Annotated in this window: 16 protein-coding genes, 2 tRNA genes and 1 pseudogene; 15 read left to right on the top strand and 4 right to left on the bottom strand. The window is 45.8% G+C overall.

Annotated features, from left to right (window positions below; genetic code table 11):
• The first annotated feature begins 40 nt into the window (after positions 1 to 40).
• The 13 genes from DXB91_RS06665 to DXB91_RS06720 all read left to right on the top strand — a co-directional run bounded on the left by DXB91_RS06665 (position 41) and on the right by DXB91_RS06720 (position 14,836).
• Positions 41 to 2,248: a fibronectin type III domain-containing protein gene (locus tag DXB91_RS06665; RefSeq protein ID WP_118017191.1), complete on the top strand. Its 2,208-nt coding sequence runs from the start codon at positions 41 to 43 to the stop codon at positions 2,246 to 2,248.
• 17 nt (positions 2,249 to 2,265) lie between these two features.
• Complete coding sequence (locus DXB91_RS06670) at positions 2,266 to 4,461, top strand: hypothetical protein (RefSeq protein WP_118017193.1); 2,196 nt, start codon at positions 2,266 to 2,268, stop codon at positions 4,459 to 4,461.
• A 178-nt stretch (positions 4,462 to 4,639) separates the two neighbouring features.
• Positions 4,640 to 4,723, top strand: a tRNA-Leu gene (locus DXB91_RS06675).
• A gap of 77 nt (positions 4,724 to 4,800) precedes the next feature.
• Complete coding sequence (gene greA / locus DXB91_RS06680; RefSeq protein ID WP_117550872.1) at positions 4,801 to 5,286, top strand: transcription elongation factor GreA; 486 nt, start codon at positions 4,801 to 4,803, stop codon at positions 5,284 to 5,286.
• 6 nt (positions 5,287 to 5,292) lie between these two features.
• The gene (lysS, locus tag DXB91_RS06685) at positions 5,293 to 7,341 is read left to right on the top strand and encodes a lysine--tRNA ligase (RefSeq protein WP_118017195.1); all 2,049 of its coding nucleotides are present in this window, start codon (positions 5,293 to 5,295) and stop codon (positions 7,339 to 7,341) included.
• Positions 7,342 to 7,418: 77 nt separating this feature from the next.
• Positions 7,419 to 7,991, top strand: a complete 573-nt coding sequence (locus DXB91_RS06690; RefSeq protein ID WP_117550868.1) for a hypothetical protein — start codon at positions 7,419 to 7,421, stop codon at positions 7,989 to 7,991.
• A 16-nt stretch (positions 7,992 to 8,007) separates the two neighbouring features.
• The gene (locus DXB91_RS06695) at positions 8,008 to 8,916 is read left to right on the top strand and encodes a hypothetical protein (RefSeq protein ID WP_118017199.1); all 909 of its coding nucleotides are present in this window, start codon (positions 8,008 to 8,010) and stop codon (positions 8,914 to 8,916) included.
• A 32-nt stretch (positions 8,917 to 8,948) separates the two neighbouring features.
• On the top strand, positions 8,949 to 9,218 hold the full coding sequence (locus DXB91_RS06700; RefSeq protein ID WP_015533718.1) for a hypothetical protein: 270 nt from the start codon (positions 8,949 to 8,951) through the stop codon (positions 9,216 to 9,218).
• Between the two features lie 323 nt (positions 9,219 to 9,541).
• Entirely contained in the window at positions 9,542 to 9,706 is a 165-nt protein-coding gene (locus tag DXB91_RS14110; RefSeq protein ID WP_158547607.1) for a hypothetical protein, read from the top strand.
• Positions 9,707 to 10,102: 396 nt separating this feature from the next.
• Positions 10,103 to 11,695, top strand: coding sequence for an AMP-binding protein (locus DXB91_RS06705; RefSeq protein WP_118017201.1), 1,593 nt, complete (start codon positions 10,103 to 10,105; stop codon positions 11,693 to 11,695).
• A gap of 224 nt (positions 11,696 to 11,919) precedes the next feature.
• Positions 11,920 to 12,147 carry an acyl carrier protein gene (locus DXB91_RS06710; protein ID WP_015533721.1) on the top strand — a complete coding sequence of 76 codons (228 nt, stop codon included), beginning with the start codon at positions 11,920 to 11,922 and terminating at the stop codon, positions 12,145 to 12,147.
• A 69-nt stretch (positions 12,148 to 12,216) separates the two neighbouring features.
• A complete protein-coding gene (locus DXB91_RS06715) occupies positions 12,217 to 13,806 on the top strand; it encodes an MBOAT family O-acyltransferase (protein ID WP_118017203.1) in 1,590 nt (529 codons plus the stop codon).
• A gap of 13 nt (positions 13,807 to 13,819) precedes the next feature.
• A complete protein-coding gene (locus DXB91_RS06720; RefSeq protein ID WP_118017205.1) occupies positions 13,820 to 14,836 on the top strand; it encodes an SGNH/GDSL hydrolase family protein in 1,017 nt (338 codons plus the stop codon).
• A gap of 52 nt (positions 14,837 to 14,888) precedes the next feature.
• Here the strand turns inward: DXB91_RS06720 and DXB91_RS06725 are convergent, their stop codons facing one another.
• Positions 14,889 to 15,170: a hypothetical protein gene (locus DXB91_RS06725; protein WP_118017207.1), complete on the bottom strand. Its 282-nt coding sequence runs from the start codon at positions 15,168 to 15,170 to the stop codon at positions 14,889 to 14,891.
• A gap of 263 nt (positions 15,171 to 15,433) precedes the next feature.
• Here DXB91_RS06725 and DXB91_RS06730 point away from each other — a divergent pair, with 263 nt between their 5' ends.
• Both DXB91_RS06730 and DXB91_RS06735 read left to right on the top strand, forming a co-directional pair.
• Entirely contained in the window at positions 15,434 to 16,114 is a 681-nt protein-coding gene (locus DXB91_RS06730; protein WP_118017209.1) for a response regulator transcription factor, read from the top strand.
• 102 nt (positions 16,115 to 16,216) lie between these two features.
• A complete protein-coding gene (locus tag DXB91_RS06735) occupies positions 16,217 to 17,923 on the top strand; it encodes a sensor histidine kinase (protein WP_158564586.1) in 1,707 nt (568 codons plus the stop codon).
• Positions 17,924 to 18,037: 114 nt separating this feature from the next.
• Here the strand turns inward: DXB91_RS06735 and DXB91_RS14755 are convergent.
• The 3 genes and pseudogenes from DXB91_RS14755 to DXB91_RS06750 all read right to left on the bottom strand — a co-directional run.
• A pseudogene (locus tag DXB91_RS14755) lies at positions 18,038 to 18,163 on the bottom strand (winged helix-turn-helix transcriptional regulator); the annotation flags it as partial.
• A 92-nt stretch (positions 18,164 to 18,255) separates the two neighbouring features.
• Entirely contained in the window at positions 18,256 to 19,824 is a 1,569-nt protein-coding gene (gene hcp, locus DXB91_RS06745; RefSeq protein ID WP_334294700.1) for a hydroxylamine reductase, read from the bottom strand.
• Between the two features lie 252 nt (positions 19,825 to 20,076).
• Positions 20,077 to 20,150: transfer RNA gene (locus DXB91_RS06750), tRNA-Pro, on the bottom strand.
• Positions 20,151 to 20,185 lie beyond the last annotated feature (35 nt).

Below are 20,185 nucleotides of genomic sequence, written 5' to 3' on the forward strand. Positions count from 1 at the left end.
CATGTCTTTATTTTAAAGATAGAAAAGGAAAGGGGATATTATGAGAAAGAACATTGCGAGAAAATGTCTGTGCATTGCTCTGGCTTCAGCCATGATGCTCGGTGAGGCGGGCACGGCTATGGCAGCCAGTGTGGAAAATGCGGCAGACGGAAGAATTGCTGCCACAGTGGCGGCGGAGGAACAGGCTGATGTGGCGGCAGCCAATGTCAGCATATGGTATGCGGGAGCTTATAAGAACTCAAGGACCATAACGATCAATGCAAGCGGCCGGGCTTACAGAGTTGAGGTCTGGGTCAATGGAGTAAAGTGCGGGGAACAGTACAACGGAGAGGACCAGCAGTCCTTTAGTATTAACTGTGAGATCCCGGCGCTGCTTGATTCCACCTACAACGCAGAGGTCAGAGCCTACGATTCAAATGGAGAGGTGACTGTACAGAAGGTTTCACCGGTCAAAACTGACAAGGTGAGCTTTGATGGTGATCCTAGTGTTAGTGCAGGATATACAGTCGGAAGCACTGGCTATGCAAAACCAGGCTATGTGTCTGTCAGCGTATATCTTGATAGCAGGCATTCAGATGAGGTCAAGTATGAGGTTCAGAGAGCGACCAAGTCAGGTGGGCCATTTACCACGATCGCAACGGGAAGTGAATCTTACACGTCAAGACTTGCATATCTTGACAGCACTGCGAAGACCGGAACTACATATTATTACAGATTCAGGATCGTGAGCGGTTCAGATCAGTATGTGAAGACGAGCAAGGTCATAGCTACAAGTAAGACAGCTTCAGTAAAGGTGGGCATTCCAGAGGTGGATCAGCTCTATGCTTCAAGCATGAATGTATCAGAAAAGATAAGTAAGCCGGGAGTATTCCTGTGGATGACCAGCAATTTTGCAAATCAGTACGATGTGTACCGCTCAACAAACAAGAGCAAGGGCTACAGAAAGATAAAGACTATATATTCTGCTGATTTCACGGACACAGCGGTCAAGAGTGGAACGGTATACTACTACAAGGTAGTGCCAAAGTATTACGACTCACAGACACGAAAGATAACAACAGGAAAGACATCTGGTGTTGTCGGCGTAAAGTTTATCATGAATGCAGCAGGTGCACCTAGCCTTATACAGACAGGCAACAGATCACTGAAGTGTACATGGGCTGCGGACAATACCGCAGACGTATCATACGAGGTATGGGCAAAGAGAACCGATATAACCGGTGATGCATACAAGCGTATGGTGGTCACCAAGAAAAACTCATGCACCCTTACAAAGCTTGATCCGAACGGAACATACAAGGTGATGATAAGGACAGTCAAGAAATCAGGAGCTGCCGTGAGATATGAGACGACAGATACATCTGAGAGGACCATGGGTTACACCAAGAGAGTCCAGGATCTGACTGCGGGAGCTGTATCTTCATCACTGAACGGCAAGAAGGATGTCCTGTCTGTAAGATATTCTCTCACATGGTACAGAGACTGGGGCGCATCAGGATATGTTATATCAGGCCTCAACAGCAGTACAGGCAAGATAGAGACCATCAAGAAGATAACATCGGGAAGAAAGACATCATATACATTTACAAACACAAGTGCCAAGGGCAAGGAGCGCAAATACTCCCAGATATATGTGAGACCATATAAGGGAAAGGCAAGCGGCGAGGATAACACTCTGTGGAATTCAGAGATGCCAAGTGCAAAGCGTGTTAAGGCTGTAAAGAAGAGCGCGACATCGACCAAGATAACATGGTCTGCTGTAAGCGGTGCAAGGGAATACTATGTATACAGAACTACAGAGCTCGGTGTACGTCAGTACATAGGAGCCACAAAGGCGACCAACTTCACGGATGTGAACGTGACAGACGGAATGAAGTATACATACTCTGTTGTTGTAGGCACAGACTTTGGATTCAGCAGCGGATATGATATGTATGTCAGTGACTATACACACAAGCTTGCATCACCGGCCATAACAAAGGTTGTAAATGGTTCCAAGGGTACAGCGACTGTAACATGGAAGAAGGTTACAAATGCAACCAGATACTATGTATATCGCTCAACCAGCAAGAATGGAACATACAAGCTGGTCGGCAAGACTGGAGCTACAAAACTTTCATACATGAACAAGAAGCTCAAGAAGAGAACGACCTATTACTACAAGGTTGTGGCTTCAACAGTTAATGATGGAGGAAAGACAGTCAAGTCAGTTGCATCACATGCAAAGGGAATAAAGATCCGCAAATAGATGAAAAGGGGTAAACTATGAAGAATAGATTGATAAAGAAAGCTTTATGCGTGGCGCTTGCTTCAACCATGGTGTTTGGTGATGCATTGCCAGCAATGGCAGCAGACGGCAGTGCAGATGTACAGTCCGCTCAGGCTGAGGTGGCGTTTGCTGAAGAAGCATCCATAACATATTTTAGTGTAGGAGGTCAGGATACCGTAAGCAGCGGTTCTGTACATATAAGCGCTCTGGGATATGGAACAGAGGCTGTTCTCTATGTAAATGGAGCATGGTATGACTCGTGGACAGACAGTGACTATGACGGAAGCTGGCATGTGGATACGGAATTCAGAGGAGTTGCCGGTGCGACATATCAGTTTAAGCTGGTAGTCAGTGATGACAATGGACAGACGGTGTCGCAGGAGTCGGGAAAGATATATTTTGAAGCACCTAAGTTCAGCCGCAGCAGGAAGCCTTCAGAATACGTATCATATTCTACGGGAGATACCGGATATAGAGAATTAGGTGGAGTATCTGTGTCGTTCCCATTTGACAGCTACGTACAGAATGATATCTGGTATGAGGTGTACAGATCCACAAAGCCATCAGGAGGCTTTACGAAGATTTTGTCGGGCGTCGGTTACATGTATGGAGCTTCTGAAGTGAGGTATTATGATAATAATGTAAAAGTAGGAAATACTTATTACTATATGGCGAAGATAGTAACCGGAACTGACTCATACAATAAGACATCCAGGGTTGTAGAGACATCAGCCGTTGCAAAGGTGGACTGCAGGCTTGGAACAGCGGAGCTTTCAGTCGATAGAGGCGCAAAGGGTGCTGATATAACGGTAAGCGATTACGGCGCTGCCAACCAGTTCGATCTGTACCGTTCAACTTCAAAGACAAAGGGCTTTAAGAAGATAAAGACGATATACACACCGGAGTATACAGATACAACAGTTAAGGCTGGAAAGACATACTACTACAAGGTAGTTCCAAAGTATTATGATGCCTCTACCAGAGCGGTTTCAAAGGGAACTGCAAGTGAGGTCCGCGGCGTAAAGATACTCATGGGTACCACAGAGCTCACAGCGGTTCAGAACACAAAGAGCTCAGTAAAGCTCACATGGGATAAGGCAGCCGGAGCAAATATGTATGAAGTCTGGTATATGAGATCCGATATATCGGGAGACAGATATAAGAGAGCTGTTGCGACAAAGGGAACATCATGCACCATCAAGGGACTTGCATCTGGCGCTGAGTATTCATTCAAGCTTAAGAGCCAGAGCGTTTCAGGTGGAAAGGTCATTTGTGAGAACGTGACATACAAATGGCTCCAGACCGGATACACAGAGAGCGTGAGAGAGCTCGAGGCTGTCTCATCCACGGTATCTGCAAGCAAAGACAAGAAAAACCTGACGATATACACCAATCTCAAGTGGAACAGAGTCTGGGGAGCTTCAGGCTACAAGATATTTGCGAGAAATAACTACACAAATAAGCTTGAGCAGGTTGCAGTGATCAAATCTGCAGCCAGAAATACATACAAGTTCAAGAATACAGGAAGCAGCAGTAAGGGTATTAAGTATTACTCTGCATACGTAGTGCCATACAAGGGTAAGAAGCAGGGCGAGATGACATCCGTCAGCGTCAACTATATCCCTCTTGCTAAGAATGTAAAGGCTGTGAGAAAGTCCACATCCGAGGTCAGAGTTACATGGTCAGCGGTGCCTGGTGCAGATTCTTACACAGTATACAGAATGAACCCTGTTCTCGGCACAACCCAGTGGCTGGGACAGACAACGTCAACAAACTTCAGTGACCGCAAGCTCACGACCAAGCTTGAGTATACATATTTTATACAGCCATCGACAATTGTCAGCGGGGTTAACTGCAGCATTGACTATGAAGTTGCAAGGCAGTATAAGGCAGTGTATACACATGCTGTAGGTACACCAAAGATGTCAGGTGCATCTAACACCGGAGCCAAGAAGATCACAGTAAAGTGGAGTAGCGTTACAGGAGCGAAGAACTACGTAGTATATCGCGCAACAAAGAAGAATGGTAAGTACTCTAAGATCGGTACAACATCATCATGCAGCTTTACAGACAAGAAGGCTGCAAAGGGCAAGACATACTATTACAAGGTCGCTGCAGTGGCAGTTAACGACGGTGGATGTGCTGCTCAGTCAGCATACTCCAAGACCGCCAGTGCCAAGAGTAAAAAGTAATGGCATATGTTAGGTAATAACAAGCAGTAGATATATTTGCGGGAAAACATATATACATGCATGGAAATGTGGTAGATATGTTTTCCCTTTTTTATGGGAAAATGCTTGCGGAAATGCAAAAAAAGTGGTTGACATACCAAGGCAAACAGTATATTATATTAACGTTCGTTGTGAACATGCGGAAGTGGCGGAATTGGCAGACGCGCAGGCTTCAGGTGCCTGTGGTAGCAATACCGTGTGGGTTCAAGTCCCATCTTCCGCATTTTTTTATACCATAGTATGCGGAAATGCTGAGCTGTGGAGTCAATAATTTATGATATTTAGGAGGTATGTGCGGCAATGGCAGAGAAGAAGAATGTGGTTACTTATTCAGGTCTCAAGAAGATAGAGGAAGAGCTTCAGGATCTGAAGGTTAATAAACGTAGAGAGATCGCAGCTAAGATCAAAGAGGCCAGAGAACAGGGAGATCTGTCAGAGAATGCAGAGTACGATGCAGCCAAGGACGAGCAGAGAGACATCGAGGCAAGAATCGAGCAGCTTGAGGCAATGCTTAAGAATATAGAAGTAGTTGATGAGGATGAGGTCGATACAGGAGTTGTGGGTATCGGATGCAAGGTAATTGTATATGACTACGAGTTTGCCGAGGAGATCGAGTATGATATCGTGGGATCATCACAGGCTGATATCATGAACAACAAGATCTCTGATGAGTCACCAGTTGGAATGGCACTCAAGGGTGCAAAGGTTGGTGAGGAAGTTCTGGTGGAGGCACCGGACGGAGAATTTAAGTACAGAGTACTTGATATTAAGAGACAGGAGCTGTAAGAGAAGATGGCAGAGCAGAATAACAAGGGAAAAGATCAGGATCTTAATAAGCTGCAGATGGTGCGCCGCGAGAAGCTGGCAGACCTTCAGGCGGCAGGCAAGGATCCATTTGTCATAACAAAGTATGATGTGCAGCAGCACAGCGCAGATGTGAAGGAGATGTACACAGCACATGAGGCAGAGCTTCTGTCTGGTAGACAGACACCTTCAGTTGAGGACCTTGAAGAGGCAGAGAAGAGAGAAGTTTTAAACAACGATTACAATGAGAGAAGAGCCATCATGGATGCTTCACCTATCAATGTGAGCATCGCAGGACGTATGATGTTCAAGCGTGTCATGGGTAAGGCTTCTTTCTGTAACATTCAGGATCTTAAGGGCAACATTCAGGTGTATGTTGCAAGAGATCAGATCGGTGAGGAGTCATACGCTGACTTCAAGAAGTCAGATATCGGTGATATATATGGAGTTAAGGGATATGCATTCAGAACAAAGACTGGTGAGATATCCATACATGCAGAGGAGATCACACTTCTCTCTAAGTCACTCCAGATCCTTCCTGAGAAGTTCCACGGACTGACAGATACAGATATGAGATATCGTCAGAGATATGTGGATCTCATCATGAACCAGGACAGCAAGGAAGTATTTATCAAGAGATCACAGATATTAAAGGAGATCCGTAACTTCCTGGCAGGACGTGACTTCATGGAGGTTGAGACACCTATGCTGGTCAGCAATGCCGGTGGTGCCGCAGCCAGACCATTTGAGACACATTACAATGCACTCAATGAGGATGTAAAGCTCCGTATATCACTTGAGCTCTACCTGAAGAGACTTATCGTCGGCGGTCTTGAGAGAGTATACGAGATCGGACGAGTATTCCGTAACGAGGGTGTTGACACACGTCACAACCCTGAGTTCACTCTGATGGAGCTGTACCAGGCATACACAGATTACTATGGTATGATGGAGCTCACAGAGTCCATGTTCCGTTACCTCGCAGAGAAGGTATGTGGAAGCACCAAGATCTCATACAACGGAATCGAGATCGACTTTGGCAAGCCATTTGAGCGTCTGACTATGGTTGACGCTATCAAGAAATATACAGGTGTTGATTTTGACCAGGTTGCTGATGACGCTGAGGCGAAGAAGATCGCTGACGAGCATCACGTAGAGTACGAAGAGCGCCACAAGAAGGGCGACATCGTGAACCTGTTCTTCGAGGAGTTCTGTGAGGAGAAGCTGATCCAGCCTACATTCATCATGGATCATCCGATCGAGATCTCACCACTTACGAAGAAGAAGCCTTCAGACCCTACAAAGGTTGAGCGTTTCGAGCTCTTCATCAACACATGGGAGATGTGTAACGCATACTCAGAGCTGAACGATCCTATCGATCAGCGTGAGAGATTTGCCGCTCAGGATGCGAATGCCGCAGCCGGAGATGACGAGGCTGAGCACACAGATGAGGATTTCCTCAATGCGCTTGAGATCGGTATGCCTCCAACAGGCGGTATCGGTTATGGTATAGACAGACTGGTTATGCTCCTTACAGATTCACAGGCGATCAGAGATGTTCTTCTGTTCCCGACTATGAAGAGTGAGGGTGGTTCAGATTCTGATTCAGTATCTGAGACAGCCGGTGACAACAACGGATTCTTCACACCAAACGAGAAGATCGATTTCTCCAAGGTAGATATAGAGCCACTTTTTACTGATGAGGTTGATTTCGAGACATTTTCAAGATCAGACTTCAGAGCGGTAAAGGTTAAGGAATGTTCAGCAGTGCCAAAGAGCAAGAAGCTCCTTCAGTTCACACTGGATGACGGCACAGGCACAGACAGAACCATCCTCTCAGGAATCCATGCATTCTATGAGCCAGAGGAGTTAGTCGGCAAGACACTTATTGCAATAACAAACCTTCCACCTAGAAAGATGATGGGAATCGATTCATGCGGTATGCTTCTTTCAGCTATCCATGAGGAAGAGGGCGAGGAGAAGCTTCACCTTCTGATGGTTGACAACCATATTCCTGCAGGTGCGAAGCTGTACTAAAATAGGATATATCTAGTATATATGAAAAAGGACCCCAGATTAGAAGTACACACTTCAGATTTGGGGTTCTCTTTTGTGTGAGAGACGGATCAAAATCCATGATCGCAGGCATGAACAAGTCCGGTAAGTATGGCGCTGAGCTCAAGTTTTCTGTTAAGTCCATGGACGTAATGAAGGTCATGGTGAAGAGCGATTCCAAGAGCTCCAACGATGCACTCAAGGGCACGATGGCGCAGATAAAAGGTGAGGACTACACCGATCTGCAGGCGGATGCCTCGGATGTCAAAGAGACAAATACGATCATGCTGGACGAGTATATGAAGAGTGAGAACCAGAGCGTGTCCTTCAAGCGATTAGTGGAGGCGAACACTATACCGTTCCTTGTGGCATTGAAAATACTTTTTGCGCTAATAATTGCAGTGATCGTCATATTTGCAAGGCAGCGCGCGAAGATCGCCAAGGTCGATGCACTCACAGGACTTTATAACAGGTATGGCATAAGAGACTATATGAAACGGCTGTATGAGAAGAGTAATCAAATATCAAATGTAATTGATATTCTGCGAACTGGAGGGTATAATATGCGGTATCTTTGGATTAGATGCTTGCGGTATGTTGATGCAAGCATGTGTGTATTAAAAGCGAAATGACAGGGGTGAAGGGTAGATGAGAAGATTAAAGTATGTTTTACAGAGTGCGATCGCCTGCTTTGTCGTGGCCGGGGCCATGCTGGTGCTGTTCTGGGGAGCAGGAATATACAATATATATCAAGAGTCACATGGAAATATATCGGATCTGTCAGAGCTGTGGTCGTATATTTCGGAACAGGGATTGATGTTTCTGATCGGATTGCTGGCTTTTGTGTCGTTCCTAGTATCCGGATTTCAGGCGAAGAAGGCCAGCGAGGCGGATAGAGCTGCTAACGGTGGGAACGAGTATGATGGTGTAGGATATGGTGATGCTGATTATTCTGGCACGATAAATGCTGGTGGCGGATACACATATGATTCAATGGACACATCTATAAAGTTAGATGAAGGTTCAGGTATGGAAAATGATAGGAATGTATATGGAAAAAACGGTATGCCATATGCGGACATCTATGGGATGACTGGAGATGCACAATTAACCAATACATATTCATTGCAGTCAGGTGCCAGAAAGATAAGCTTTGACCTGCCTCAGAGGTATAGACTGATAGATGGCGATGACAGTGATCCGGCATTTGCGGGGTTTAATGAGGAGCTTAAGCCGGAACTTGTCTATTGTTCACTTCAGGAGGCTATCGATGATGAGACGGCTGAGGATTACGTGCTGGATGAGCTGGTGGAGGATGAAGCCTGCCCGGAGGAACTGCGGACAAGGGCATATCTGAAACATGAAGTGATAGAGGGAAGACTTTATTACTATTATATATTCAAGTATAAGAAGTCCAGAAAGCAGAGACAGAAGTTTGCGGCGGCATGTGACATAGGCGGCGGGCTGTTCTATACGATAGAGACAGAGTGGATATGGCGCAAGGAGGAATTGACGCTGGAAGCACTCATAGACTTTTTGAAGATACGGGTAGAGTGATTTATGACATCTACAGAACATGAGGTGATAATATGTGGACAATAAAGAGAATAGATGAGGCCGACTTCGGCTGTGAGGAGAGGCTTCCGGGGGAGCCGCTTATGGTGCTGGTGAGTCTGGAGTGTGACGATGGAAGGATGCTTCAGCTTGAGGTGGCTGACAACTGGCTGACCATGCAGGAGCTTGACGAGGGCGATGAGTGGCCGGATGATCCGGACGAACCGGATGAAGAAGATGCGAAAAGCGCAAAGCAGGTGCAGTGGATGGAGAGTTATCTGGATGCTCTGGAGGAGCTGGAATAAGAGTGAAAATAATAAGAATATCGACAAAACCGCCATATCATAAGCGATATTGGCGGTTTTTGTGCGTCTGGAATTACTTTTTGCCATATACTTTAGGATAATATGTTGTTATAACGAAAAGAATGGTTGTAATGTTTGGATTGTTTGAAATGAAATATATGAATATATGCCTTGTGGCAGGAGTTATACTGGAACTTATAGCTCTTGTCGCAATACTTAATCTTTATATTAATATAAGGAGAAGGGAAAGAAGGTAGAAGAATAGAGAAGATGGAGCAGGACTTTATGATCGTGCGGTATGTGCCGGAACGGATGAGGCGCATATGCTGGTGCGGCGGGAGGACATAAGTGCGGTAAGCCAGCTTATGGATCAGAAGGTATACAGACAGTTCAGAAAGAAATATGAGGGCTGGGACAGACAGGAGAATCTGGAGTTTGATGCACGTGTTGCGGGCAGAGCTCAGAACCCTGTATATATTTGCCGATAAGCTATACAATGCGAGAAAATCTGTGGGATTTGTCAAGAGGCTAAGGATCAGGTATGGCGTGTAAGCCGTGCCGGGAAAACAAATATTTATACATTTGTCAGCGACAGATATGTCCGTGGATGGACATGTCTGCCGCTGTTTTTTGTTTTACTTAAAGATATCTTAAAGATTCGCCTCATTGAAACTTAAAGGGATGGCGGCTATAATCAGCAGGTGTAGTGAGAAGCTGCAGTGCGGATTACGCTGATGGATTGAGGAAGTGTAACCATATTGTAATAACTCTTACATATAATTAAGTCTGTTGAATGTATATTAAGTTGAACTGGCAGAAAGGCATGGCATATAATCTATTCGATTTTGGAAGAAGAAAAAGGTGGTTAAACGAGGTGGTAAATATTGAAAAATATATTGGAATTTATAGAGAATTCGGCTTTAAAATATCCAGACAAGCTGGCAGTTGCAGATGAGGAAGGCGGACTCACATATGGTCAGATGGAGAGGCTTTCCAGACAGATCGGTGCATGGATATATGAGAAGACAGATGGCGTGAGGAATAAGCCTGTTGCCGTGCTGCTGGACAAAAAGCCTGGGAGTGTGGCTGCCTATATGGGAGTTGTATACAGTGGCAATTTCTATGTGGTACTGGATGCGGAGATGCCGGCGTCCAGAGCCGAGTCGATACTCGGAACGCTGAATCCGGTTGCAGTCGTGACTGACATCGGGCATATGGAGAAGGCACTGGAGCTTTACAGAAATGGCGTGGATGAAGATGGATGCCAGGGACAGGAAGGCGAGAACAAAGAGGTATTCAGGATATTAAATCTTGACGAGCTGGACACAAGTGCAGATCAGTCGGTGTTGGATGCGGTCAGAAGCAGGGCGATAGACACGGATCCCGTGTATGCGCTTTTCACATCGGGCTCGACAGGAGTTCCAAAGGGCGCTGTGGTATCACACAGGAATGTAATATCCTACACCTACTGGTACACTGAGGCATTTGGTATAGACGAGAGTACGATATTCGGAAGCCAGACACCGTTCTACTTCAGCATGTCGGTGTCAGATCTCTACAGCACTCTTAAAAATGGTGCCACGCTGTACATCATACCGAAGGCGTATTTCACCTTCCCTATGAAGCTGATGGAATTCATGAATACATACAGGATCAACACGATATACTGGGTGCCATCGGCATTGCAGATCGTTGCAAATTACAAGCTGTTCCAGTACGCCCAGCTTCCCGAGCTGAAGAAGGTGCTGTTTGCCGGAGAGGTGATGCCGACAAAGCCGCTGAATTACTGGATACAGAATCTTCCGGATGCCATGTATGCAAATCTGTTCGGCCCAACAGAGACGACCGACATATGTACGTATTACGTGGTGGACAGAGTATTTGCCGATGACGAGCCGCTGCCGATGGGACATGCGTGCAACAACTGTGATGTGTTTGTTCTTGATGAGAACGGTAGGGAGGTGTCACCGGAGATTGATCCTGAGACGGGCTTCAGCCGTGAGGGTGAGCTCTATGCCAGGGGTTCATTTGTGGCGCTGGGCTACTTCGGAAATGCGGAGAAGACGAGAGAGGCATTTGTCCAGAATCCGCTGAATCCGTACTATCCAGAGCTGGTCTACAAGACCGGTGATCTGGTGAAATACAACAGATACGGCGAGCTGGTCTATGTGTGCCGTAAGGACTATCAGATAAAACACATGGGTTACCGCATAGAGCTCGGCGAGATCGAGGCGGCAGCGGGAGCCATAGACGGTATCAGAAGCTATGCCTGCATATATGATGATGCGGCTGACAAGATCGTGTTCATCTACGAGGGCAGGAAGAAGGACGAGACGGAGCTGCTTAAGGCGTTTCAGGAGAGGGTCCCACACTACATGGAGCCGAACCGTTTTGTCAGGGTGACAAGCATGCCCCACAATGCAAATGGCAAGATAGACAGGAAGAGACTGAAGGCGGAATACGCGCAGGGAAAATAGCGAATATCTACATAAGCGTGATATACCACATTCGGAACGCTCTCGCTCATTTCGGTCTGCAGCGGCACTAGCACTTGCAAGCGCGTTGAGTGCCGGCGACCTCAAATGTCCTTCATGTGGTATTATCAAGCTTATATAGATATAATTCACTTTATGTGCTGCGCTGGTATTGCCGTGAAAATTATAATATGTAGAAAATTTTTATTATAAGGAGATATGGGATTATGGAAGAATTATTAAAGATTTTGAATGAGGTAAAACCTGGAGTTGATTATGAGAACGAGACAGATCTTATAGGACATGGCGTGCTGGATTCCATCACGATGGTTACGCTGGTGCTTCAGCTCAGCGACGAGTTTGACGTAGACATTTCTCCTGTTGATATCACACCGGAGAACTTCAAGACAGTCCAGACCATATACGATATGATCCAGAGACTTGAAGACGAGTAAGAGCAGATATAGATATTGGAAGATGGCGGGGACTGACTGCCGTCAAAAAATACTGGAGGAGTGAGAAATATGTCATATACGTCGATATCGTATCTGGTATTTATATTGCTCGGAGCGTTTATAGTGTACAATATAGTGCCGCTGAAGCACAGATGGAAGGTGCTGCTGGCATTCAGCTATCTGTTTTATTTTATCAATTCAGGCAGATATATCATATTTATCCTGTTCGGGTCGCTGACCATATATGTGGGCGGCCTGCTGATAAACAAGATAGATGATGGCTGCAGCATGGCAAGGAAAGCTCTGCCAAAGGAAAACAAAAAAGAGTACAAGGCACTTATCGGATGGCAGAAAAAGTGCGTGTGCGTATGCGTGGTGCTTGTGAATGTAGGAATCCTGGTATTCCTGAAATATTCGGTATTCCTAGGACAGGTATTTACAGATGTGCTTGGACTCATACACATAAATGTAGAGAATCCGATGTATCAGAGGATGATGCCGCTTGGAATCTCGTTCTACACACTGTCTGCGGTGAGTTACATAGTGGACGTGTACAGAGGCAAATACAGGGCATCGGACAAGTTTGGCAAGGTTGCACTTTTCCTTGCATTTTTCCCGCACATTGTTGAGGGACCTATAGCCAGGTTCGATCTTGTTGGAGAGCAGATGTATGAGGGGCACAGGTTCAGTTATGAGAACATGACCATGGGACTCCAGCTTATACTGTGGGGCTTCTTCAAGAAGATAGTTATTGCAGATCGCGCAAATATGTATGTGAACCAGATATTTGACAATTACGCAAGCTACACAGGACTTCCGGTAGTAGTGGGAATGCTGCTCTACACATTACAGCTCTATGCGGAATTCTCAGGCTGTATGGATATAGTAAGGGGAAGTGCCCAGATGTTCGGAATAGGACTCTCAGAGAACTTCAATCAGCCGTTTATGTCAAAGACGGTCAGTGAGTTCTGGAGAAGGTGGCATATGACTCTCGGTGCATGGTTCAAGGACTATGTGTTCTATTCAGTTTCACTGTCCAAGCCATTTGTGAAGCTGAGTAAGAAGACCAGGGAACATATGAATACTTTCTTCGCGACATTTGTTCCTATGTCTATAGCGATGTTCATAGTGTGGTTTGGAACGGGTATTTGGCACGGCGCAAGCTGGAAGTACGTTATGTATGGTCTTTATTACTGGGCGATCATGATCATCGGACTGCTTACTGAGCCATTTTTCAAAAAGCTGTACGAGAAAATGCATGTGGACCGCCAGGGAAAGATATACAGGCTGCTTCAGGTTGTCAGAACCTTCATTTTTGTGAATGTGGGAATGCTCATGTTCAGGGCTTATGATCTGACTGCATTTGGACATATGTTTGCGTCCATGTTCAGGGGATTTACATTTGCGGATCTGACAAATGGAACTTTGCTTGGAATGAAGCTTGACATGGCAGATTTTGTAGTGCTGACAGTGGGCGCGCTCATTCTGTTCCTGGTTGGACTTTACAAGGAGAAGGGACATCAGATAAGAGCAGAGCTTGCCACGAAGAATATAGTCCTCAGATGGGCAGTTTACTATGTGCTGCTGTTTGGAGTGATCATACTCGGAGCATATGGCAAGGGCTATGAGGTGGCTGGATTTATATATGCACAGTTTTAGAGGTGATTTATCTATGAAGAAAAGTGGACGTAATATAATAAAATCCATAGCATTTGCCCTGGTGGCCGTGATGATCATGGGAGTGCTGGGAGTTGCGTTTACTCCGAAGCGGAGCGATCCGGGAAGCGGAATAACCAACTCGAATGCAAGGGGCTTTTATGGAGAACCGAAGAATTCGATAGACGTACTGGTGCTTGGAGACAGCAATGCCTACAGCGCATGTTCTCCGATGTATATATGGAACAAATATGGAATTCCAACATATGTGGCGGCTGAGGGGTTCCAGAATGTGACCGGGGCATCCAATCTTCTGGATGAAGTGCTCACATGTCAGAAGCCAAAGCTGGTGGTGTTCGATGTGAATATGCTCTGGACAGGCAAGACGACATTGAAAAAGGTGGAGAACAATCTGAAGAATCTGGCATATAAGTATCTGCCTCTTGCACAGTACCACAACAGGTGGAAGAGCATGAGTGTTTCGGACATGTTCGGTGCCAGGGACTACACATACAGATCAGCCTCAAGAGGACAGTATCTCAGCATGGAGGTCAAGCCGTTTTCAGGCCAGAGCAAGATGGTGGAAACCAAGGCTGTTGAGGACATACCGGAGGTATCAAAGATACTGCTCGATAAGCTTATAGACAAGTGTGAGAAGAATGGAATCAAGATCATGTTCATGGAGACTCCGACGGCGAAGTCATGGAATTATGCAAGACACAATGCAATGGTTAAGTATGCTAAGGCCAAGAATATTGATTTTGTCGATATGAATACGCTCAAGGGTGATTATGCAATCGACTGGAGCACCGACACGAGGGATGGCGGAAGACATCTCAACTGTAAGGGCGCAGAGAAGGTAAGCGCCTATCTTGGAAAATATATTTCAGAGAATTATTCTTTTAAGGATAAGAGACATTCAGAAAAGTATGCGGATTGGAATAATGACTATCTGGATTATGTGAAGTATATGTCCGGAGAGACTGTGTCGCTGGAGGCACAGCAATCCGAGGAAACTGTATCCAACAACTAGATATAAAATATATAAGTGGACGGAGGATAGAATCCCCCGTCCACTTTATTTTTTATTTTACTGTAACTTTGCATCTGGCAGATATATTGCCGGAAGTATATGTCTTTTTCTCAGTGCTGTTTGAATGTGTGAGAACCGGTTTCAGCAGATAGCTCTTGCCGCGCTTAAGGCTGATCTTCGATGGAACCTTAGTAATCTTTCTGGTTTTGACAACTGGCTTTTTGACAGTTATCGTGACTGTTTTCTTTATGCCGCTCTTCAATGTGATGGCTGTCACATTGACACGCATTGTCGCGGTGACCTTTTTCCCGTATTTGCGGGTCTCGGTTATCATCCTCTGCGGCATAGACAGAGACAGGGATCGTCAAAGTCAGTGCTGCAGCCATTATAAATGCTGGCAATAATTTTCTTATCCTCATAGACATAGGCTCCTCTCTTTCATTAAAGGTCAATCTGTTTATAAAAAACATGCAAAAGGATACAAAAAGGATATAAGTTTGAAGTATACTGTGTTCAGAATCTTAGATATCGATGATTTACATAGAGTGGCACGGCGCTGTGAGGTATACAGAATCAAAGCTGCCACGGGGAGGAAATATGAAGTATAGCATATTGCTTGTCGAGGACGAGCAGAAGATAGCAGAGGGGATAATGGACTATATGAACGGCAAGGAAGCAGAATATGAGACCTGTTTCACCTGGGCTGATGATGGAGACAAGGCACTTGAGCTTGTGTATGAGAACGAATACGATCTGGTGCTGCTGGACGTCATGCTTCCGGGGGCAGATGGATTTGAGATATGCAGGGCCATCAGAGCAAAGAGTTATGTGCCTGTCATTTTCCTGACTGCAAGGGGCAGGGAGGAGGACAGGCTGTATGGCTATGACATAGGCTGCGATGACTATGTTGTGAAGCCGTTTTCCATGGCGGAGCTTTCTGCAAAGATCATGTCATTCCTCAGAAGAAGCAAGGGGCTGTGGGAGAAGAAGAGTAGCATAGAGGCATATGACATCGTGATCTATCCGGACAGGCTTCAGGTATTTGCCGCTGGGAACGATGTAAGGCTTGCACCGAAGGAATATGCCATGCTGAAGTATTTTATGGAGCACAGAGGAATGCTTATCACAAGGGATGATCTTCTGGTCAGGCTGTGGGGCTATGATTATGAGGGCAGCGACAGGGTAGTGGACAATCATATCAAGAAGCTTCGACAGGCACTTGGAGAGTCGGGTAAAAAGATCAAGACAGTATTTGCAAAGGGATACAGGATGGATTGATACTGTGCGAAACGGTGCAAAGTGTAGATATAATTAATGGATGTGTCAGTACACAGACCCCATGACTCGGAAGTTATTAAAAGGGAAAGGCTGTTTTATAATATGAAGAAAAATAAAAATATGTTATATGGGAAAAAACAAAGATTCGGCTCATTTTTTCTGAGAATATTTGTGCCGTTTATATTGGTGGCAGCACTGCTGGGAGGGATCGTGACATATCTGTTGGTATCTATATATAATACTAGTGTAGACAACGGTGTAGCGAGTGCTGAGGAACGAATCAGGTCAAATGTAAATGAAGCAGTTTCAGAATATCAAGATGCACTGGCAGGAGCCTATGTGGATGGGATCAATTATGATTTTGAGACTGCGGATAACAAATTCACCAGTGATGTTGAATATACGTGTGAAATGCTAAGTGCGATTGCAGTGGATGGCGGTGCCGCTGCAAGTCTGTACTATAAGGACTCAGATGGCACTTTGACATTGGTTGCCGGGCATGACTACCGTATGTTTTTTGTTGTCACAGATGATAACAATAAAAAGTTTAGATTGTCATGTACATATGAGGATTATCAGAAGATGATGGCGGAGGCTCCAAGATATGGAAGTGCCGATGGTTTGCCTGCTTTATCCAGGATAGAAGAGATATATGTAAAGGGAACCAGTTTCTGGATAAGTAAATACAGTTACTATGACTACGGTGATGACGTTAAGGTCATAGGAACTCATGAGGCCCAAATGGACTATGGCGAATCTGATGAGAAGAGTGTCACAGTAACAGAGATCCCCGATGGTTATGTGAAGCTTGACACAAGCAAAGGATACCATTTTTATAATAGCAGTCTTATCGGTTCGGGAGCAGCTTCCCGTAATATGGATTATGAAGGAAATATAGAGACTCTTGTGGCAGATCTGGGGGACTCCGGTGTTGGAAGTTCATCAAGAGTCAGCAGGAATTGTGATCAGGGAAAGCACAACACCGATGTGGTAGCGATTGGAAATAGTTATTATCTGGTGATGGATTATCACACCGACCTCGTAAAGTCTTCATTTGGAAAAGTGATAATTGCCACGTGGATAGGAATAGCACTGCTGAGCACGCTTGTCTCACTTGCAATAGCCTATGTATTGTACAGATCATACAAATCTGTCTATGACATGGAGCAGTACAGGCGTACCACATCAAATGCTATGGCGCACGATCTGAAGAGTCCACTGGCGGTCATCTCACTTTACGCTGAAAATCTCAAGGCTGGCACAAATCCTGAGAAGAACCAGTATTATATGGACGGCATACTGGATGAGGTCAGACAGATGAATACGCAGGTTGCGACTATACTGGATATGGCTAAGGCAGAGGACGTGGATACAAAGCTCAAAAAGACAGAAGTGGATCTGGCAGGCATAGTTGACACTGTGGCACAGATATATAATGAGAAAATATCGGAGAAAAACGTGCAGATCGATATATCGGGGGCATGCACGGTCTCTGCGGATGAAGCTCTGATGTATCAGGCTGTTGTCAACATCATGGATAACGCTGTCAAGTATGTGGCTGATGGCGGACACATCGATGTGAAGCTATCGGATAAAGAAGTGTCATTTGTCAATTCCTGCGAACCGATTGATAAGGACACACTGACAAATGCATGGAAGCCATTTGTCAAGGGGGACAATAGCCGTCACGGACACAAGGGCACCGGACTTGGACTCTCGATCGTCAAGGCCATTATGGACAGGCATGGATTTGGCTGTGAGATGAAGAATGTCGATGACGGGGTTGAAGTGAGATTGATATTCAGATGAGAAGGAGTGGGATTTATGCATTTGTCGGTATCACAGAAAAAGTTAAATGAAGAAATAGGTGATGAGTATCGCATGGAGCAGCTCATGGCTAAAATCCGGGATATAGAGAATTTTTCAGGCATTCTTGCTTTTATAATCTTCGCCCCAATTTCTCATTGCATCAAGCACAGGCTGGAGACTCTGACCGAGTTCAGTCAGTGAGTATTCCACTCTGGGCGGAACCTCCGCATACACCTTTCTGGGAGGGGACGGAGGTACCTGACCCATTTGGGGAAATGTGTGAAATTATGTGTAAAAGTGGCATAAAAAGTACCGGAGCGCTCCGTCCCAATCTACCTTTTCAGTATCGCATCCATATCCTGTTCAGGAGCAGTGATCGGGTTTAGCTTATAATTTTCCACCAGATATTTCACCACGGTCTCGGACATGAATGCCGGAAGTGTCGGGCCGATATACATATTGCGCACGCCCAGCGACAGCAGGGTGAGAAGGATACAGACGGCCTTCTGCTCATACCATGACAGGACAAGGGTGAGTGGGAGGTCGTTTATGCTGCAATTAAATGCATCAGCCAGAGCTAGGGCGACCTTGATGGCACTGTAGGAGTCATTGCACTGACCCATGTCGAGTATTCTTGGAATCCCGTCGATTTCGCCGAGGTCGAGATCGTTGAAACGGTATTTGCCGCAGGCGAGGGTGAGGACAAGGGTGTCCATCGGAGTCTGCTTTACGAATTCGGTGTAATAGTTGCGTCCCGGATGTGCGCCGTCGCAGCCGCCAACGAGGAAAATGTGTTTGATATGACCAGCCTTGATTGCATCTATGATCTTGCCAGCCTGTGACAGAACTGCGCTGTGGCCAAATCCGGTCGTCAGCATATGGCCGCCGTTTATGCCGCTCATGCTTCTGTCGTGTTCGTAGCCGCCGAGCTTCTGGGCATGTTTTATGATCGGAGTGAAATCCTTTTTGCCTGCTCTTGTACATGAGATGTGAACCATGCCGTCATAACCCACGACTGATGTGGTGTATATCCTGTCCTTGTAGCTCGGTCTTGGCGGCATGAGACAGTTGGTGGTAAAGAGCACCGGCGCGGGTATGTTCTCAAATTCCGTCTGCTGGCTCTGCCATGCCGTTCCGAAGTTGCCCGCCAGGTGATGGTATTTGTTGAGCTCTGGATAGCCGTGAGCAGGCAGCATCTCGCAGTGGGTATATACATTTACCCCTGTCTTTTCAGTCTGCTCAAGGAGCTGTGACAGGTCGTTCAGGTCGTGACCGGAGACCACGATAAATGGCCCTTTTTTGATGTCAACATTTACTCTCGTAGGCACAGGATTGCCAAATGATTCAGTGTTGGCTTTGTCCAGCAGCTCCATGCATTTGAAATTCACCTGTCCAAATTCCATGATGAGTTCTATCCATTCGGTGACGTTGTGCTCCCTGTTAACCTCGCATAGTCCCTTGTAGAACCACTTCAAAACCTCATTATCTGTATAGCCGAGATTCATGGCGTGATGGGCGTATGCCGCCATACCCTTGAGTCCAAACAGCAGGGTGGAACGCAGGGATACTATATCGGTGTCGCCCTCCCAGAGGTCGATCACCTGTATTTTTTCTGCCTCGGATCTGCTGATCTTGTTCTGCTCGTTCCTGACCCTTCCTATAAAATTTTTTATTGCACTGTCGTCAAAGTTGACATTTGTCAATGTTGTGAAAAGACCGTCTATTATAAGCCTGTCGGCGGCTGCGCTGTGTTTATTCTCATTTTTTGAGAGCTCTGCAAGTCTTATAAGCTCACACACAAGCTCGTCCTGTAGATTAGAGGTGGATGGCTGCTTGCCGCACACTCCGGTATTGACACAGGCGGAACCTCCCGCTGTCTGCTGACACTGAAAACAAAACATATTTGACATGTACTGTATACCTCCTGAAATTATGAATCTGTCTGAAAATAACTGGTGACTGCCTGGCAGTTTGTGTATTTTCTTCTAAATAGAGTATGGGCAGATAGCAGAAGTTTTATACAAGGAAAAGGCGGCTCTCCATGTGACATTTGATGAGGACACAATATGGTGGAGTATTTCAAGACTGATGCGGATAAGAGATCAGATGTGATATTTTAGCAGGAAATTCAGATATTTTTGTGCATAAAAAAATCGGTGCGACGGGATTCGAACCCACGACCTCTTCGTCCCGAACGAAGCGCTCTACCAAGCTGAGCCACGCACCGATAGTGTTTATCAACACTGCCATAATAGTATAAGA

The sequence above is a fragment of the Coprococcus sp. OM06-34AC genome (assembly GCF_003462545.1).
In the GTDB taxonomy this organism is placed as follows: Bacteria; Bacillota; Clostridia; order Lachnospirales; family Lachnospiraceae; genus Coprococcus; species Coprococcus aceti.

Coding starts and splice junctions, on each gene's coding strand:
- DXB91_RS06735 (WP_158564586.1), top strand. CDS start 16,217: ATGAAGAAAAATAAAAATATGTTATATGGGAAAAAACAAAGATTCGGC.
- DXB91_RS06670 (WP_118017193.1), top strand. CDS start 2,266: ATGAAGAATAGATTGATAAAGAAAGCTTTATGCGTGGCGCTTGCTTCA.
- greA (WP_117550872.1), top strand. CDS start 4,801: ATGGCAGAGAAGAAGAATGTGGTTACTTATTCAGGTCTCAAGAAGATA.
- DXB91_RS06710 (WP_015533721.1), top strand. CDS start 11,920: ATGGAAGAATTATTAAAGATTTTGAATGAGGTAAAACCTGGAGTTGAT.
- DXB91_RS06725 (WP_118017207.1), bottom strand. CDS start 15,170: ATGATAACCGAGACCCGCAAATACGGGAAAAAGGTCACCGCGACAATG.
- hcp (WP_334294700.1), bottom strand. CDS start 19,824: ATGTTTTGTTTTCAGTGTCAGCAGACAGCGGGAGGTTCCGCCTGTGTC.
- DXB91_RS06695 (WP_118017199.1), top strand. CDS start 8,008: ATGAGAAGATTAAAGTATGTTTTACAGAGTGCGATCGCCTGCTTTGTC.
- lysS (WP_118017195.1), top strand. CDS start 5,293: ATGGCAGAGCAGAATAACAAGGGAAAAGATCAGGATCTTAATAAGCTG.
- DXB91_RS06700 (WP_015533718.1), top strand. CDS start 8,949: ATGTGGACAATAAAGAGAATAGATGAGGCCGACTTCGGCTGTGAGGAG.
- DXB91_RS06665 (WP_118017191.1), top strand. CDS start 41: ATGAGAAAGAACATTGCGAGAAAATGTCTGTGCATTGCTCTGGCTTCA.
- DXB91_RS14110 (WP_158547607.1), top strand. CDS start 9,542: ATGCTGGTGCGGCGGGAGGACATAAGTGCGGTAAGCCAGCTTATGGAT.
- DXB91_RS06720 (WP_118017205.1), top strand. CDS start 13,820: ATGAAGAAAAGTGGACGTAATATAATAAAATCCATAGCATTTGCCCTG.
- DXB91_RS06730 (WP_118017209.1), top strand. CDS start 15,434: ATGAAGTATAGCATATTGCTTGTCGAGGACGAGCAGAAGATAGCAGAG.
- DXB91_RS06715 (WP_118017203.1), top strand. CDS start 12,217: ATGTCATATACGTCGATATCGTATCTGGTATTTATATTGCTCGGAGCG.